Below are 17184 nucleotides of genomic sequence, written 5' to 3' on the forward strand. Positions count from 1 at the left end.
GACATTATGTCTTATTTCACACCATCACCCAGCTTCAAGCCGGACTTAGCCAAACGTTTCGACGCCGACGTGGAACGAGCTTCCGATGGCGATTTTCTGGTGTCACTATGACGAGCTGTAAATAGCCTAATTGCCTGCTTGCTGAATTTTAGCCCAGTCGTCTTTAAGTGTTACCGTTCTGTTAAACACCAATTTATCAGGTGTCGAGTATTTGGTGTCAACGGTAAAGTATCCTTGTCTCTCGAATTGGTAACCGACACCTGCTTTAGCCTGAGCCAACGACGGCTCCAGCGCAGCAGCCTCAATGATCTCAAGCGAGCCCGGGTTGATGTTCTTTTTCCAGTCCTCCCCTTCTTCTACGTCTGAAGGGTCTTCTACATTGAACAAACGGTCGTACAAGCGAACTTCTGTTCTGTAGGCATGCTTCGCAGATACCCAGCTAAGCGTACTCTTCACCTTCTTGCCGGTTTGGTCTTCTCCACTTTTGGTCAGCGGGTCATAGGTACAGTAAACCTCCAGAATTTCCCCGGTAGCAGGGTCTTTCTTAAAATCAACACACTCGATGATATACGCATATTTCAGCCTCACTTCCCGACCGGGGCCCATCCGGAAAAACTTCTTCGGTGGGTCTTCCATAAAGTCCGACTGTTCAATGTATATCTCTCTTGAAAACGGCACTTTCCTTGTTCCACCATCAGGATCCTCGGGATTGTTCGTGGCATCCATTAATTCTTCTTTGTCCTCAGGATAATTAGTGATAATCAATTTCAGAGGCCGTAAAACACCCATTTTTCTTGGTGCAATTTTATTCAGATCTTCCCGTACACTCCATTCGAGCAGGCCTACGTCAATGATATTATCCCTTTTAGCCACACCAATCCTATCAGCAAAGGTGCGAATAGATGAAGGTGTATACCCTCTTCTTCTCAAGCCCGATATCGTTGGAAGCCGGGGATCATTCCACCCGTCTACATACCCCTCCTCCACCAGTTCAAGTAGCTTGCGCTTGCTCATCACTGTATAATTGAGGTTAAGCCTGGCAAATTCTATTTGCTGTGGATGGTAAACACCCAGCTCGTCAATGAACCAGTCGTACAACGGTCTGTGCACCTCAAACTCAAGCGTACACAGGGAATGTGTGATGCCCTCAATGCTATCCGAAAGGCCATGAGCAAAGTCGTACATGGGGTAGATATGCCATTTGTCGCCCGTGCGGTGGTGGTGGGCATGTTTGATGCGATACATCGACGGGTCACGCATGTGCATGTTTGGATGCGCCATGTCTATTTTTGCCCTCACCACATGCGCACCATCAGGAAACTCCCCCTTGCGCATTCTGTCGAACAAGTCCAGGTTTTCTTCCACCGATCTGTCTCTGAACGGGCTGTTCTTGCCGGCTTTTGTCGGCGTGCCTTTGTAGTTTTTAGCAAAATCCTCGGAGGAAAGGCTATCCACATAGGCTTTGCCTTTCTTTATCAGCTGCTGTGCGTATTCGTAAAGTTGATCAAAGTAGTCGGAAGCATGATAACGCCTGTCTTCCCAGTCGAACCCAAGCCATTTTACATCCTCCATGATGGAGTTCACATACTCGTCGCTTTCCTTGGTAGGATTCGTATCGTCAAACCTCAGGTTACAAAGTCCATTGTATTTTTTGGCAGTGCCAAAATTAAGGCAAATAGACTTGGCGTGGCCAATATGCAGGTAACCATTGGGCTCCGGAGGAAAACGGGTATGCACCTTACCGGCAAACTTTCCCGTTTTGTTATCTTCCTCAATGATTTGATGAATGAAATTGATCGATTCTTTCTTTTCTTCCGTGTTTTCAGCCATGAGCCCAACCTGTGTTTTAAAAGGTGCAAATTAAAGCAATATTCCGCAACCAAGGTAATTTGCGCTGACTAAGATGCTGTAGAAAAAGAAAAGCCTGAAAGCTGTCTTGTGATTGCCTACACCAGACAGCTTCAGGCTAACCAAATCGGAGCTTAAAAGCTTGTCCTGAGCGAAATAATGAAATTTCTCCCAGCACCAGCCATTCCTGAAGAATAGGGCTTATAGCGTTGGTCGGTCAGGTTTTCGACACCACCGGAAATGATAATATCATCGGATATTTTCTGGCTCACTTTAAAGTTAAGTGTATACCACGATGGTGAATAAGGGTTTCCTTCCTTATCCGCCGCATAAATCTCCGTCTTTCCTTTTTCCTCCTCAGGCATGTCGGCAAAGCCTACACCCCCACTGTATTGAGCGTAAAAATCCAGCTTCAGGTTTTTCACACCATACATAAAATGGCTGACGCCAAAAGCTGGTGCAGCATGCCTGGAAGGGCTTTTCGATCCGTCATCTAGCTCCTCTTCCCCCACTTGAACATTGTAGCGAGACGACAGTGTGAAACCCTCAGGCAATTTAACTTCAAGACCCGCCTGAAAACCATAAACGGTGGCCCTGGCAGCGTTTTGAATGGCCTGTACCTGGCTCAGCTCGCCGTCGTATACGATACTATCAAGACCGTTTAGCGTAAAGTCCCTGCGCACGAGGGCATTCGAAAGCACTGTGTAGAAGGCGGTAGCATCCAGCTTGAGGAAGTCACCAAATACCTTTGCCATACCCACCTCAGCATTGTAAGCATACTCTGCTTCAAGATCAGGGTTAGGCACGACCACCGCCCCGGGCTCTGAGTCGAACACCTTGCCCACGTCATCCACATTGGGCGAACGGAAGCCAGTGGAAAGGTTGGCACTGATTGACAGCTTCTCACCTGGCGTCAGCACTACCCCTGCACTTCCCGTCAAGGCACCATTCTTCAAGTCAGCCGTTGAAAACGGAAATGGGTAAAATGAACTATCGAACGTAGCATTCAGTCCAAAGCTATTGAAGCGGGCACCAGCTTGCACAAGGAGCAGGTCACTCAATCGATTCTGGTAAGTGGCATAAGCCGCATACGACGACCAATCGGACTGTGGGTACCTTGCAGGACCAACGGCTTTCTCTCCAGTCGAAATATTCTCGTCCATTCCTTCAGAGTCCACTTTGTCGTAAATCATCTCCAGGCCATAAAAGAGTTTTTGTCCGGCTAAGAGCGATTTGGAAAAATCGAGATTGGCAGAATAGGCGTTTACATTTTCGATACGGATGGCTCGGGTTGAGCCATTAATGGGTCTGTCAACCCGGCTTTCTTCGAACAACTGATGTGCCAGCCTCAGCGTGACCTGGTCGAACACCCCCGTTTTGCTGCTGTAGGAAGTAGTCAGGTTGTTCATCAACCATTTCTGCGGGCCGTACGACCACTCTCCGTATCTCGGCAAGCCATTTCTATAACGGATATGCCTGTCGTAACGGGCGTAGTCAGAAGTTTCCGAATAGTGAAATGCATAAACGATATCCCATCGCTTGTTTGGCACAAAACGCACCTTCTGCATCATATTGGTTTGCTGGTAGCCACTAGGCCGTTGCACGAGGGGATTGTCGTTGGTTACTACCCGGTCAACGCTATCGATTCGCTGCACGTAAAAAGGCCTGAGGTAGTCGTCGGGCCCCTTGGTGCCCATTCGCAGGTCGCCGTAGTCGTTGTAAGAAAAACTAGTCACCGACGACCACTTCTTCCATCCGACATTGAAGTCCAAATGGGCCGTTTTTTCACTATTGGCAGATGAAAACCGGGTGGCAGCACTTCCTTTTGTCAGCGTTTCGTCGGTAAGGCTAAGATGTGGAGTGAGCGTTGTGAAACTCATCACACCACCAATGGCGTCACTTCCATATATCACCGACCCAGGGCCAAAGAATACTTCTGTGTTTTCAGTAGCAAAGGGATCCAGCGAAATAACGTTTTGCAAGTTTCCTCCTCTGAAAATGGCGGTATTCATGCGTACGCCGTCCACTGTGAGCAAAAGGCGGTTGGTGGCAAAACCCCTGATCATAGGGCTTCCTCCACCCTGCTGGCTTTTTTGAATAAAAACCTGACCGGAAGACCCAAGCAAATCAGCTGCGGTTTGAGGGTTGAGAAGGGCAGCATCCTTGGGCGTGATGGTAGCAATGTGCACTGGTACGTCTCTTGTCGACTGGCTCCATTTGCTGGCAGAAACCACGACCTGATCCAGCGAAATATTGGACTGCTGCATCAGCAAAACCGGATCACCTGTAGCCAGCGTTGCATAGGAGCTAAGAATGCGATTATAGCCCACCAGCCTGACTTCTATTTTATCAGCTCCTTCAAATTCAGAAATGTCGACCATTCCTGACGAGTTGGTCATGGCAGTGGCCCTTGGCACTTCGCTGTAGAGCGTGACCAGCTCCAAAGGTTCATTGTTTTCTTTGTCTTTTATTGTTAAAATCTGCGCATAGCTCACCAGCACCAGGCTTGTGAGCAGGCATGACAGTATCAGTCTTCTCATCTTATGATAGTCAGTTTAATCGAAATACAAATAAGCGCTGGCACCAATTCTTCAGAAGAGGCCAGGCCGTGACTAAAATGCAGAAATCAAACTGATTTGGGTGGTGGGCTCGGAGGGCTTGCGTATTTTGAGCCGTAAATTAGATGGGTGTGCTGGTGTTTTCCGGGTTGAGGCAGCCTATCGAGTGCTGACCAGCTAAATTGATCCAGTCTGTAGGGCGTTTTAATCACTTGAACAAGGTGACTGGCTGCATTGTCATCCTGAAAATCGTGCGTCAATTCTTCAATCAGTATCCCTTCAAAGACGTCGGTAATAAAAGTCTCTTCTTTGTCCCAATAGCAGGTGTAGTAAACCGAATCCGGCAACTCCTGCACGGATATAATATCATAGAATTGCCCTTTGTAGCGAAACTCTTTGCTATGCTCCCAAACAAGCTCCTTTTCGGCCTCTTGTTTTGATAACCTAAGCACCGTTTTTTCTGACTCGCCCAGTCCCTCAAAAATTCTCCCTATCACATCGGCCTGAACACTCATTCTGCTCCAATAAAAAATTGAGTAGTTCAGCCAGAAGGGAGCTGAAATACAAACAAGGAGAAATATGGACAGTAACCTTTTCAATTTACAGTGTGCGAAACCCCATTCGGCAAGAGCGCCGATCATGATGCAAGCAATGTAATGGGGTTTACTATCAAATCAAATACACATTATTTCAAGTGCTTTGCTTGATTATCAAAGGTAAAATTGAGTTTATTGAATGAGGGTTTGAATATCCAAGAATGTTTTATGCCATTATAGAGGAAACTCTAAAACTTATTTAATTTCGAGGGGTTTGTACTTTGGTCCTGGTTTTACACCTGTTAAGCATTGAATGAAGCATCTACTACTTTTGGTTTTCTCTGGTCTGACACTGCTTTTAGTTGCCCCAACCAGCTCACAAGCCCAATCAAGAGTCATTACCGGCCAGGTAACCGACATTGATAATTTCTCACTTCCTGGGGTGAATATCTATATCAAAGGAACCACCACGGGAACCATCACCGACATTGAAGGAAATTATAGGCTTGAAGTGGGTGGCACCAATGATGTACTTGTGTTTTCGTACATAGGCTACCTGACGAAGGAAATGCCCGTGAATGTGGCAGCCACAATTGACGTAAAGCTGGAAGAAGACGCCCGTCAGCTCAACGAGGTCATTGTTACAGGCTATTCCTATGTAAAGAAAAGAGATATTATTGGCGCCATAGCGTCTGTTTCGGCCGATGACATCAAAAACCTTCCTGTAGTGAGTTTAGATCAGGCCCTTCAGGGAAAGGCAGCCGGGGTGCAGGTGACACAATCATCGGGAACGCCCGGTGGCGGCATCACTGTGAGGGTGAGAGGCAACACCTCCATTTCCGCCTCCAACAGGCCGTTGTTTATAATAGATGGCGTGCCTGTAGAAGACGGAGCACTGGCCCTGAGAAGCTTTGGAGGGCAAAACGACAATGCACTTTCTACTCTCAACCCTAACGACATAGAGTCATTTCAAGTCTTAAAAGATGCATCAGCCAAAGCCATTTATGGAAGCAGAGCAGCTAACGGCGTCGTATTAATTACCACAAAAAGGGGAAGCAAAGGTGCCAAAACCTCGGTGACCTTTGACGTGCAAAGAGGTGTTATCGACCTCACCAACAAGCTGGACTTACTTTCATCAGAAGAGCTGGTGACCCTTCAGCGGGAGGCAATCACCAATGCGGGGCAAGATCCAGACGAGTCTGGGATTATTAAAGGTGTGACGGATGCCGTGAATACAGACTGGATTGACCAGGTGACCCGCCAGGCGATCATGGAGCAATACCAAATGAGTATCAGTGGTGGCGATGAGCAGACTAGCTTCTACTCAAGTTTCAACTACCGGGGCGAAGAAGGCGTCATTCTAAACAACCAGTTCCTAAGGTTTGCCGGCACGCTTAACATCGACCACAAAGTGACCGATAAACTCAAGTTTGGCAACAACCTCACCATTTCCAAGACCCGAAATGATCGAATCAAAGGTGACAATTTCCTTGACGGTGTTTATTCAGGTGCCGTTAAGAGTCTCCCATATTACTTTCCGTTTGACGAAAAAGGCAATATTATCGGGCCGGGTAACTCTAACTACGCCGGTTTCCCTAATTTCAACCCTGTGGGACAGGCAGTGTTGCCCCGATTCCAAACGAATACCCTGAAGGTGCTTGTTGGTGTATTCAGCGAGTATCAGTTCAACGAACATTTCAGAGCTAGAGCTAAATTCAGTGTAGACTATAACGACGTGGCCGAAGATCAATTTGAGCCATCGAGCACTGCCATTGGTGGCTTTCTGGCTTCAGTAGGTGGCCTTGGCTACGGTGTTAACTCTACCGGCACTTACATTACCTATATTAACACCAACACTGTTACGTACAATCAGACTTTTGGGGACCACGTCATCAATGCAACTGCCGGCACAGAATTCCTACAGCGGACGGAAACCTCCAACTTTGTTCAGGGAAGGCTTTTTCCCAGCGATGACTTTACCTATATCACCTCTGCTGGTATTGTGGATGCCGGAAGTTCAGACAAAGTGAACAGCGGGCTTAACTCCTATTTTGCAGAAGCCCGCTACGACTACAAAGAAAAATATTTTGCCAGCGTCACCACTCGATACGATGGTTCCTCAAGGTTCGGCACCAACAACCGATTTGGTCTCTTCCCTTCGGTTTCGGCTGGGTACCGGATCACCAACGAAGCCTTTTTTCCTAAAAACACCATTGTTGATGACCTGAAAGTCCGGGGTAGCTATGGCTTTACCGGCAACGAAAGAATAGGCGACTTTGCCTTTCTGGGTACTTTCGCCTCCACCACGTACAACGGAGTGACCGGCACAGCTCCAGCCAACCTGGAAAACCCCGACCTTCAGTGGGAAGTGACCCGTGAAGCCAATGTTGGCATTGACCTCTCCCTTTTCAGCGGCCGCCTGCAAACAAGCGTGGATGGCTACAGCAACCTGACCAGCAAACTCCTGTTCAGCCAGCCAATACCACTTACTACAGGCTTTGGAAGCATTCAGGGAAACATTGGAGAAGTGTCGAACCTCGGTGTAGAGCTATCAGTTAACAGCATCAATTTCGATGGCGACTTTCGTTGGTCGACTAACCTCAATATTGCCAAAAACGACAACCTGGTAAAATCGCTGGCCGACACCTTACCCCTGTTTCGTGGCTACACTGCCAATGGCGCTGGCAATACAAATATTGTAAAGCCAGGGTATCCCCTCGGTACATTTTGGGGACTCAACTTTCTTGGCGTTGACCCTGCCACCGGCGATGCCATTTATGAGGACATTAACGGAGACGGACAAATCAGCCCCGACGATGGCAAAGTGATTGGCACAGCGCAGCCCGACTTCGTTGGTGGAATAACCAACAACCTCTCCTACCGGGGATTCGATTTGAGTGTCTTCATACAATTTAGTTACGGAAACAAGCTGCTTAACTTCAGCAACACTGCCCTGCTGAACTCTGGTGAAGACATCAATAACAATCAGGTTCGAAAGGCACTTGACAGGTGGCAAAAGCCCGGCGACATCACCGACGTTCCCCGATACGAACTGGGAAACACGCAGAATAACTGGCACAGCAACAGGTTTCTTGAAGACGGTTCCTTTCTCAGGGTAAAAAATATTTCGCTCGGTTATAACCTTCCAGTGAGGTATGTAGAGAAAATCAAGGCGCAAAGCATAAGAATCTACGGCTCGGCCACCAACGTGTTTACATGGACAAATTACACGGGCAACGATCCGGAGGTGAGTACACTTGACGGCTCTACCACAGCGCAAGGAATTGACTTCTTTACCTTGCCGCAGGTAAAAACAATGATGCTGGGTATTAACGTGAAATTTTAGGAGCTAAGAAAATGAAGAAAGCAGCATTGATCATATTGTTCTTAGTTACAGGTTTTGGATGCACCAATTTTCTTGATCCTGAGCCCGTTGCTCTTTTGATAGACGACCTGGCGCTCAATGAGGCCAAAGATGTGCCATCAGTTGAGATTGGCCTGTATGGTGCCTTCAGAGGCATTGCAGCGCCAAAGGTCATTGCAGGAGACATGACAGCAGACATGCTGATTCATATTGGCACATTCAATCAGTACCGGGAGTTCTCCAACAAGCAGATTACGTCAACCAATGCTTCAGCCGCTGCGCTGTGGGGAAGCATTTACCGCACCATATACGTGGCTAATTTCATCCTCGAAAAGCTGCCGGGAGTGCCTGGAGTTACTGAAGCCGAGCGAAACGAGGTCACAGCCACCGCACGTTTTCTGAGGGGCTACGCCTACTTCGTTGGGGTGTATACTTTTGGGGCAATGCCTATCACAACAACCTCAGACCTGGAATCCAACAGAAACGTGCCCCGGTCAAGCGTTGAGGATTTACTGGCATTTATTGATGCAGACTATACAGCTGCCTCCGGCAACGCCCTTCCTGAAGATCCGGTGAATGCAGGCTTTGTCAGCCAGAGCGCTGTGCTAGCAGCAAGGGCCAGGCTTGCTTTGTATCGGCAAAACTGGGCCGAGGCTGAGGCGCTGACTTCGCAGATCATCGACAGCGAGAACTATGCGCTTGTCGACGACTATAGCGACATTGTTCTGAGCGACTTTACCGATGAGTCAATACTTGAAGTTGGCTACACGGTGAACGACGATCCGGGCACCGATGCCAACTATGGACTCAACGACCTCTTCCGGGGAAGAAGGGAAATCATACCAAGTAATCAAACGGTGGTGGCCCTGAACAATGATGAGGCAGGCGACCGGTTCCGCAATATTTCATTTGATCTTTCCGAATTGGGCGGCGTCGACAACGGCTGGTCCGTAGCTAAATACGGCACGGCTGATGAAGACAACAACAATATCATTGTTTTTCGCCTGGGCGAAATGTACCTGATAAGGGCCGAGGCCAGGGCGCAGCAAAACAAGCTTTTCGGTAGTGGCAGTGCGCTGGAAGATGTTAATGTGTTGAGAAGCCGGGCCAATGGAGCACCGGCGGTGGCTAATTCTAAAGAACAGGTGCTTCAGGTAATTGAGAGAGAAAGATTGTATGAGTTGGCCTACGAAGGTCATCGTTGGTATGACCTTGTAAGAACCGGCAGAGCAAAAGTGGTAATGACAACATTCAACACCAATTGGCAGGACAAATTTGAATTGTGGCCCATTCCACTAAGAGAAATTCAGTATAACCCAGCGCTTCAGGGCGCACAAAACCCAGGCTACTGATACCTATGAGCAAATTGAAAACATATAGATGGGTGATCGCTGCCGCTTTTTTGTGCTGTTTGGCTGGTTGTGAGCCTGAGAGGTTAATTTTCAAGGGCCCGTATCATGTTCGCTTCACAGAGGAAGCTGCCTCAGAGCTGGAAAGCTATAGCGAGGAAATAGAACTCTCGGTGCACCTGGTAGGCCCACAAAGAAGTGAAAAAATACAAATGAGCTACTCCATTGCCGGTGATGCCAGGGAGGGAATAGACTACGAAGTGTTGAGCGAACAGGGCATTGTGGAAATTCCGGCCAACGAAAGCTTTGGTTATATCACCATTCGCTTGATTAACAATGCCAACAATATCCTGGAGTCGCAGGACATCGTGTTCACCCTGGAGGGAGTTTCTCCTGTAGATTTAGCCATCGGACAAGGCGACAGCGAAATAGGCAGAACATCTACATTTACGATTTTTGATGACTGTATTCTCGGCGGCTACTATACAGGGTACGGCCCTTCGAATACCGTGCCTATTGAAGACATTCGCATCACCAGTGCCGATTGCAATGAGTATTTTCTTTCCAACTGGGACATCAATTTGCCTATTTTCAATTCCAGCACAGAAAGAAACCTCATTTTTAACGACAACTTCGACAATACGCTCACCATACCGGAACAGGAGGAACAAACGCTGGTAGACGACCAGGCAACAATACGTGGGTCAGGTATTGTCAATCCGTTGACTGGCGAGATCACCCTTACCATAGAGTTTGTGGATGTAGAGGACATTGAGCCTCAAACGGTAACATTTAAACGACAATAGGCGATGAAAAAAATTCGACTATCTGCATATATCTCCTGCTTGCTTCTGCTTGCTTTCTCTTCGTGCCGGGAACAATTTGAGCCCGAACCATTCACCTACTCGCAACTCCTTACAGGCAAGGTGTCCAAAACATGGAGGTTAACGGGTATTTCCATTCTTGAGGATGGTGCACCCACACAAAATATTCCTGTGCAGGACAATGACTGCGTTTTTGACGACAGGTATGTCTTTTACGCCAATGATGAAAAGAAATTTGAAGTACTGAATGGTGCCACGAAGTGTGATGACACTGAAGGCGATATTGTAGTAACAGATATTTGGGCTTTTTCCAATGCCAATGCCACCCTGGAGATGATATTACCTATTCTGTCGATAGACGCCAGGCTTCCTTTCATTGTAAAAAGCCTCAAAGACGACCGGCTTTCCATGGAAATTTTCTTTGATGGCGGCAGCTATCGTTTCGTACTACAGGCAGTAAATACCCAAGACTAGAACAAAATGAGGTTTTCAATATCTATCGTTGCTTGCATTGCCTTGTTGCTTACCGGGTTTTCCGACAATGTGTATCAGGTTCAGCAGCAAACTGAGCCCAACCCTCCTATGCGAACCTGCGAAACGATGGAGCAGGACAGCCTGAATCAGCTGAAATATGCTGATATGCGCAACAGGCTTGACTTTGAGACCAGGATTCAGCAGAAAACCAGGGAAATAGAATTGCAACAAGCCAGTGGCAGGGGCTTTGCAGGTATTATCACACTTCCCGTGGTGGTGCATGTCGTGCACAATGGAGAGCAAGTTGGGCAGGGTCGGAACATTAGTGCAGCGCAAGTAGCCTCCCAGCTTGAAGTGCTGAACGAAGATTTCAGAAGAGCGACGGGCACCAATGGTTTCAATGACAATCCGGTAGGTGCCGATATTGAAATTGAATTCTGCCTCGCATCGCTTGGCCCCAACGGCGCTGAACTGGCTGAGGCGGGGATTCATAGATACAATGGCAACAAAGCCGCATGGACTCGCACCGACATCGAGGGTTTTCTCAAGCCAAATACCATCTGGAACCCCAACGACTATCTTAATATCTGGACGGTTGACTTTGAAGGTGAAAGTGAGCTGTTGCTCGGCTATGCGCAGTTTCCCAGCGACTCAGAACTGACAGGCCTTCCAACAAGCGGCGGATCAGCTTCCACTGACGGGGTGGTGGTGAGGTACTCCAGCTTTGGGTCTTCAGAAAAAGGCACATTTTCGGTGATGTCGCCTCCATACAACAAAGGTCGGACATTAACACATGAAGTAGGACATTGGCTGGGGTTAAGGCATATTTGGGGCGACGGGCCATGCGGTTCCGACGATTTTGTGACGGACACCCCCGAAGCTGCCGAACCTACCAGAGGGTGCCCGGCAGGCAAAACTTCATGCGGTTCAGTCGACATGGTGCAGAACTATATGGACTACTCGGACGATGCCTGTATGAACATCTTCACCAAAGGGCAGAAGACCAGGATTTTGGCTGTGATGGAACTGAGCCCAAGGCGAAAGTCGTTGATCAACTCCCAGGTTTGCGGCGAGCTGGTGGCAGAAGCGCCCGTTCCTGACTTCACATCAGACAAGCAGCTTTCACTCCGTGATGGCAGCATCCGTTTTACGGACCTCTCGTCCAATTTCCCAACAAAATGGTCTTGGATTTTTGAAGGAGGCACTCCTACCTTGTCCAGCGAGAAAAATCCCTTTATTAAATACACCGCCGAGGGTAGTTATTCTGTGAAACTGGTTGTTTCCAATGAATACGGCATTGCCGATACGCTAACAAGGGAAAACTACATCATCGTTTCCAGCGAAGGAGTGTGCAACACGCTCGATAACTTTGGCATATCAACACCGACCGTGCAGCCACTTCCAACCATTTATAAGGACAATCCGCTTTCCAATCCAAAGGGCTATCTTTCCGGGCACAATAGCATCAAGACCTCGGCGATTTCGGAGTTTTTTGAGAACAAAGCTGGCTATGAAAACCTTAGCGGAGTATCCATCCATTTTGGGAAAGCTGTCTTTGCAGATGCCGAAGCCACAGCTCGTGTTGTGGTTTGGAATGCCAGAGGGCCGCAAAGTAGCCCTGGGGCCATTCTGGAACAGCGGGAGATTCTGATCAGAGAAATCGCCGACAACATCGCTCAGAACAAACCTACCGATATTGTGTTTGGGCGAAGGGTACCACTCTTCGGCGTTGGCTTTCATGTTGGGATAGAACTCGACTACGGCCAAGGAGACACACTGGCCCTGAAGAGCTCAAATGATGGGGAAGTGGCGATACCCACTGCCTGGGAAAAAGACAGCGACGGCAAATGGAGCCCGTTCAGCACCTCCTGGGGACTAACACTCAGTCACCAAATGGTTCCAAAAGTGGGGATGGATGCCTCCGTGCAGCTAAAAACAAATAAGCTCATTGTAAACCCCGGAGAGCCTGTCACTTTGAGTGCCACCGGAGCATCCATTTTCCAGTGGGAGTCTGTGGATGGAAGCCTGACCACAACGCTCGGCCCAACGGTGACAGGCAATCCAAAGAAGACCGCAACTTTCAAAGTATTGGCCAGCGGTGGAGATCTGTGTGTTTCAGAAGCTGAAATTACAATTTATGTGCGTGACGTTACTTCCGTTCCTCAATCAGAGACTACTGAATTGACGATTTACCCTAATCCTGCGGTGGATGGAGCTGTAACACTCGCATTCTCCAACGCATATGTTGGACAAGTGAGCGCTACTGTATACAATGTGCTGGGACAAAGGCTTGTGTCTCGCCAATGGATGAAGTCAGGCACAGCATTTCAGGAAAAGCTAGAACTGCTGGGAGTAAGAGGTGGGGTTATTATGGAGGTTAGGGCGGGAACCGAGCTCCACAGGAAGAAGCTGATCGTGAGATAAACAAATGAGGGCATGCTGGAAACACGCCCTCATTATATCCCATCCTAAATGCATTTAGCTGGCGAAAATTTGGCATCATCAAGCCTAATCCGATCCGCCAGAAAGCTATTTCTTATTTAGCAAAAACGTAGTTAAGCGTAATATTCACTGGAACAAACAGCGCATCAAATTCTTCGTCAGTCAACGTGTCAACATAAGCCTGAGTCAACGTGTCAGCCACAGCATCTTTGATCAGTCTTAGTGAAACCGCTTCGCTCCAAATCAATTCTACTTCATCAACGCTTTCTATGTTATACTCTTCCTCAATGGCACCAGAGTCATTTGATGTAATTGTCAAAGTTTCGCCATCCTTCACCCATACACCGTCGTCTGTTGAATCTGCACCGGGTAGAAATATTCGTCTTTTAAAGGTGGCATCAGCCAAAAACTCAATCTGATAATTCTCCCAGCTAACCAATTGTCCCAACGGAAGAACTGCCCCCTCCCAGGAAGTGAACTCTACTGGTGCATTCGTCAATTGAAACTCTGACAGCAACCATTTGCCCTCAATCGGATCAGGAACCCTTGGCTCGTCGTCCTTTCCGCAAGACGCCAGCAACACCAGGCCAGCGAGTCCCATTAATAGTAGTCTTCTTTTCATATAGTTGAATTTAATTTCTTCACGATTTCGTTATCTACTTTAGAGGTATAACAAACACCCCGGCAAACGCCTCTATTTATTAAATTTAAAAATTATTTTAGGAGTCGTTTATGAGTAGCACCAATTATATCGCCCTATGTATTCTCGCCTTTCTGCGGCTAACATCAGCGTCTGCTCAAACCAATCCTGTGCAAAATAGAAAACAGTCGTTAGAAATTGCTAATAAATTCTATCAAAGTGGTCTGCAACTTCAACGAACTGGTTATTTTATTGAATCAACGTCTGCTTTTGATTCCTCTCTCCACTATAATCCGCAAGTAGCCGATGTGTATTTTTCCCAGGGGAGCAGCTACGAAGCGACAGATGATTTTGCCAGGGCACTTTATGCTTACGAAAAAGCCATCAATCTTCAACCTGGTTTTGAAGGTGCCCTGTTCCGCAGGGCTGTCTGTCTCTACAAACTCAACCTTAACGAAGACTGCATTGAACAACTCAACGGCTTGATTGCAAGCAATGGTTCGTCGGAAGAAACAAAAGCAATCTTCTATCGCTACTCCCCGTCCGGCGACGTAAACATCACTACTGACAATCAACTCAATGCTGAGTACTACCTTTATCGAGGTCTTGCTTTGGCAGCTCTCAAGCGGGAGCAAGAAGCAATAGAAGACCTTGACAGCGCTGTGAGTATTTCCGGCGGGGCGTCCGACTACCTGGTCAACCGTGGGTTGACGCTTCAGAAGCTGGGCAGGGAATCGCAGGCCACTGCAGACTACGAAGCTGCTTTGGTAAAGAACCCTGACAACCAAACGGCGCTCATTAACTTATTTACACTTGACGCTGCCAGGGCCAGGAAATACCTGAAAGAAAACGAGAACATCATCACGGGAATTATGGTGCCGGAGCTGCTGGCGCAAATGGCGTTTGATGCCCACAACAGAGAGCAATATGACGAAGCGATAAATTACTATTCAAGGGCTTTGGAGCTTGTTCCTTCAGATCCTGACTGGCTGATGAACAGGGCTATTTGCCATGGAAAAGTGGGACTGCTGGAGAAAGCTGAAGATGAGTTGTTGCGGGTAGTATCCCTGTCCGGGTTCTCCGAAAAGGCCTATTTGCATCTGGCCAACATACTTTTTCTGGAAGAAAAGTATGAGGACGCTATTTCGTTCTATAACCTCTACCTCGCCATCGACATCAACTACGGAACCGCCTATTTCAACCGTGGAATTGCTCTGAGCAAAACTGGCGAGACGGACGAGGCTTGCAAGGACTTATTGAAAGCTGGTCGGTTGGGCGTGAAAGAAGCTATAAAGCCGATAGAATCCATCTGTGGCAACTAACTGGCCTTTTGATTTTGATACATCAGGTGCAGTCCCTTTAGCGTAAGGTGAGGATCAGTGTGGTCAAACACCTCCTTCAGCGGCTCCAGCACCAATGATAACCCACCAGTGGCAATCACCTTAAATGATTCAGCAGGCTCCTGCTCCTTGATTTTATTGATTACCTCTTTCACCAGCCCCACATAGCCCACAAGGATGCCTGCCTGAATAGCCTGAACGGTGTCCCTGCCAATAAACGTGGTTGGGTACTCAAGTGGAATAATCGGGAGCTGTGCCGTTTCCTGAAAAAGAGACTTCATAGCGGTCTTGATCCCTGGAGCAATGTTCACCCCAAGTATTTCTCCTTTTGCTGAAACGACAGTGAATGACAAGGCGGTACCAAAGTCGACGACAATAGCCGCTGACTGGTGATAGGTAAAGGCGGCGGTAGCATTGGCTACCAGGTCAGAACCTATCTCATAGGGGTTCTTTATTTTCAGGCTAAGGCCCTTGTAAATGGCCGGACCGGCAAGCAGCGGCTGCACAGAAAACAACCTTTCCACCACTTCCTCCATCACCGGTGTGAGGTTGGGAACAACACTGCTAATTATTATTCCGCTGATGTCGGAATAGCTAAGTCCGTTTTCGAGAAACCAGGCCCTTATTCTCTTTTCATATTCAGAGGCTGGAAGATCACGTTGTGATGGGGTTCTGAAAACAAGCCGGGGTTCTTCCTCCGTAAACAAGCCAAAAACAACATCTGAATTACCTATGTCTACAACCAGTTCCATTATGCTACCGTTATCACCACCTTGCCTGTTGTTTTTCCACTTTGAAAAAGGACTATCGCTTCCTTCATTTCATCGAAACCAAAGGTATGACCAACCATTGGAGGACCAATCTCCAGCTTCTCCAGCTCAGCCAGTGAATACTGCAAGATCTCCTTTTTCTCATACAGCCAGATCAAATTGAAGCCCATCACTGACTTGTTGTCGCTGATGAGCTTAAGTGGGTCTATTTTTGGCCTGCGCAAAAACTTCAATGCAAGCTTTACTGGATTTAGCTTGCTCCCCGTTTCAGCGAAATGCGCTGACCCATAGATAATCATTCTGCCCTGAGCGGCCATGGCATTGTAGCTCATCTGGAGCACCTTCCCTCCTATGCATTCCAGCACCATATTGAACGGACGTTCTTTCGCTGTCGCTTCCAGTTTAGTTTCAAATGATTCGTCTCTCACCAGCACCTCATCATAACCTTCCTTCATAAGAAGATCCCTCTTGGCGGCCGACCCAATCGTTCCGACAGTGTGGGCATCCATTTTTTTTGCGATGCGGTTAGCCAGTATACCGACGCCCCCGGCTGCACTGTGAATCAAAATCTTATAGCCTTTTTGTATACTCCCCAAAGAAAACAAGGAATAGTAGGCCGTTAAAGCCTGCACCAGGTATGCTGCCCCTTCTTCGAACGACCAGCCTTTTGGAATTGGGCTGAGGTAGTCAGGAGATTGTACAATATGAGTAGTATATGCACCGAAGCGTGTCACTCCCATTACCCTGTCGCCTGTTTTGAATTTGGTCACGTTTTTACCCACTCGAAGTATTTCGCCTGAAAACTCAAGTCCGGGTATGAAAGTACCTTTAGGGGTGGCACTATAAATACCCAACATGGCGAAAATGTCGGCAAAGTTCAGGCCTATCGCTTTAACGGCAACCAACACACTGCTATCATCCGGCTCAGCTATCGTCGTTTCCACCTTTAGCAGCCTGTCCATGCTTCCGGCTTTGACCATTTGCCAGGCCTTTCCACCCGCCTCTTGTTGTTCGTTCATGGCTGCAAAATATGCCTAAA

General features: G+C 47.9%; 12 protein-coding genes. 6 read left to right on the forward strand and 6 right to left on the reverse strand.

What is annotated here, in order from left to right; genetic code table 11:
- Nucleotides 1–126: 126 nt before the first annotated feature.
- The 3 genes from GC130_RS03025 to GC130_RS03035 form a co-directional block, all read right to left on the reverse strand.
- The gene (locus GC130_RS03025) at nucleotides 127–1830 is read right to left on the reverse strand and encodes a glutamine--tRNA ligase/YqeY domain fusion protein (RefSeq protein WP_151996788.1); all 1704 of its coding nucleotides are present in this window, start codon (nucleotides 1828–1830) and stop codon (nucleotides 127–129) included.
- A 152-nt stretch (nucleotides 1831–1982) separates the two neighbouring features.
- Nucleotides 1983–4388, reverse strand: a complete 2406-nt coding sequence (locus GC130_RS03030; RefSeq protein WP_151996789.1) for a TonB-dependent receptor domain-containing protein — start codon at nucleotides 4386–4388, stop codon at nucleotides 1983–1985.
- Nucleotides 4389–4474: 86 nt separating this feature from the next.
- Nucleotides 4475–4921, reverse strand: coding sequence for a hypothetical protein (locus GC130_RS03035; protein ID WP_151996790.1), 447 nt, complete (start codon nucleotides 4919–4921; stop codon nucleotides 4475–4477).
- A gap of 334 nt (nucleotides 4922–5255) precedes the next feature.
- Here GC130_RS03035 and GC130_RS03040 point away from each other — a divergent pair, with 334 nt between their 5' ends.
- Genes GC130_RS03040 through GC130_RS03060 form a run of 5 tightly spaced genes read left to right on the forward strand, consistent with a single transcriptional unit; the run spans nucleotide 5256 to nucleotide 13377 of the window.
- Entirely contained in the window at nucleotides 5256–8288 is a 3033-nt protein-coding gene (locus tag GC130_RS03040) for a TonB-dependent receptor (protein WP_151996791.1), read from the forward strand.
- Nucleotides 8289–8299: 11 nt separating this feature from the next.
- On the forward strand, nucleotides 8300–9658 hold the full coding sequence (locus GC130_RS03045; RefSeq protein WP_151996792.1) for a RagB/SusD family nutrient uptake outer membrane protein: 1359 nt from the start codon (nucleotides 8300–8302) through the stop codon (nucleotides 9656–9658).
- Between the two features lie 14 nt (nucleotides 9659–9672).
- Nucleotides 9673–10461, forward strand: coding sequence for a hypothetical protein (locus GC130_RS03050; protein WP_151996793.1), 789 nt, complete (start codon nucleotides 9673–9675; stop codon nucleotides 10459–10461).
- Nucleotides 10462–10464: 3 nt separating this feature from the next.
- Entirely contained in the window at nucleotides 10465–10953 is a 489-nt protein-coding gene (locus GC130_RS03055) for a hypothetical protein (protein ID WP_151996794.1), read from the forward strand.
- 6 nt (nucleotides 10954–10959) lie between these two features.
- Nucleotides 10960–13377: a M43 family zinc metalloprotease gene (locus tag GC130_RS03060; RefSeq protein ID WP_151996795.1), complete on the forward strand. Its 2418-nt coding sequence runs from the start codon at nucleotides 10960–10962 to the stop codon at nucleotides 13375–13377.
- 112 nt (nucleotides 13378–13489) lie between these two features.
- On the opposite strand, the gene GC130_RS03065 is transcribed toward GC130_RS03060, so the two are convergent.
- Complete coding sequence (locus GC130_RS03065) at nucleotides 13490–14017, reverse strand: hypothetical protein (protein ID WP_151996796.1); 528 nt, start codon at nucleotides 14015–14017, stop codon at nucleotides 13490–13492.
- A 188-nt stretch (nucleotides 14018–14205) separates the two neighbouring features.
- Here GC130_RS03065 and GC130_RS03070 point away from each other — a divergent pair, with 188 nt between their 5' ends.
- Entirely contained in the window at nucleotides 14206–15357 is a 1152-nt protein-coding gene (locus tag GC130_RS03070) for a tetratricopeptide repeat protein (protein ID WP_193217747.1), read from the forward strand.
- On the opposite strand, the gene GC130_RS03075 is transcribed toward GC130_RS03070, so the two are convergent.
- Nucleotides 15354–16127, reverse strand: coding sequence for a type III pantothenate kinase (locus GC130_RS03075; protein WP_151996798.1), 774 nt, complete (start codon nucleotides 16125–16127; stop codon nucleotides 15354–15356). The two genes, GC130_RS03070 and GC130_RS03075, sit on opposite strands and share 4 nt — an antisense overlap.
- A complete protein-coding gene (locus GC130_RS03080) occupies nucleotides 16127–17164 on the reverse strand; it encodes a zinc-binding dehydrogenase (protein ID WP_193217748.1) in 1038 nt (345 codons plus the stop codon). The genes GC130_RS03075 and GC130_RS03080 overlap by 1 nt, the downstream gene beginning before the upstream one ends.
- Between the last annotated feature and the right edge of the window lie 20 nt (nucleotides 17165–17184).

The sequence above is a fragment of the Imperialibacter sp. EC-SDR9 genome (assembly GCF_902498805.1).
Lineage (GTDB): Bacteria > Bacteroidota > Bacteroidia > Cytophagales > Cyclobacteriaceae > Imperialibacter.

Excerpts from the sequence above, each read along its gene's own strand:
- GC130_RS03025 (WP_151996788.1), bottom strand. The coding sequence starts at position 1,830 with ATGGCTGAAAACACGGAAGAAAAGAAAGAATCGATCAATTTCATTCAT.
- GC130_RS03030 (WP_151996789.1), bottom strand. The coding sequence starts at position 4,388 with ATGAGAAGACTGATACTGTCATGCCTGCTCACAAGCCTGGTGCTGGTG.
- GC130_RS03035 (WP_151996790.1), bottom strand. The coding sequence starts at position 4,921 with ATGAGTGTTCAGGCCGATGTGATAGGGAGAATTTTTGAGGGACTGGGC.
- GC130_RS03040 (WP_151996791.1), top strand. The coding sequence starts at position 5,256 with ATGAAGCATCTACTACTTTTGGTTTTCTCTGGTCTGACACTGCTTTTA.
- GC130_RS03045 (WP_151996792.1), top strand. The coding sequence starts at position 8,300 with ATGAAGAAAGCAGCATTGATCATATTGTTCTTAGTTACAGGTTTTGGA.
- GC130_RS03055 (WP_151996794.1), top strand. The coding sequence starts at position 10,465 with ATGAAAAAAATTCGACTATCTGCATATATCTCCTGCTTGCTTCTGCTT.
- GC130_RS03060 (WP_151996795.1), top strand. The coding sequence starts at position 10,960 with ATGAGGTTTTCAATATCTATCGTTGCTTGCATTGCCTTGTTGCTTACC.
- GC130_RS03065 (WP_151996796.1), bottom strand. The coding sequence starts at position 14,017 with ATGAAAAGAAGACTACTATTAATGGGACTCGCTGGCCTGGTGTTGCTG.
- GC130_RS03075 (WP_151996798.1), bottom strand. The coding sequence starts at position 16,127 with ATGGAACTGGTTGTAGACATAGGTAATTCAGATGTTGTTTTTGGCTTG.
- GC130_RS03080 (WP_193217748.1), bottom strand. The coding sequence starts at position 17,164 with ATGAACGAACAACAAGAGGCGGGTGGAAAGGCCTGGCAAATGGTCAAA.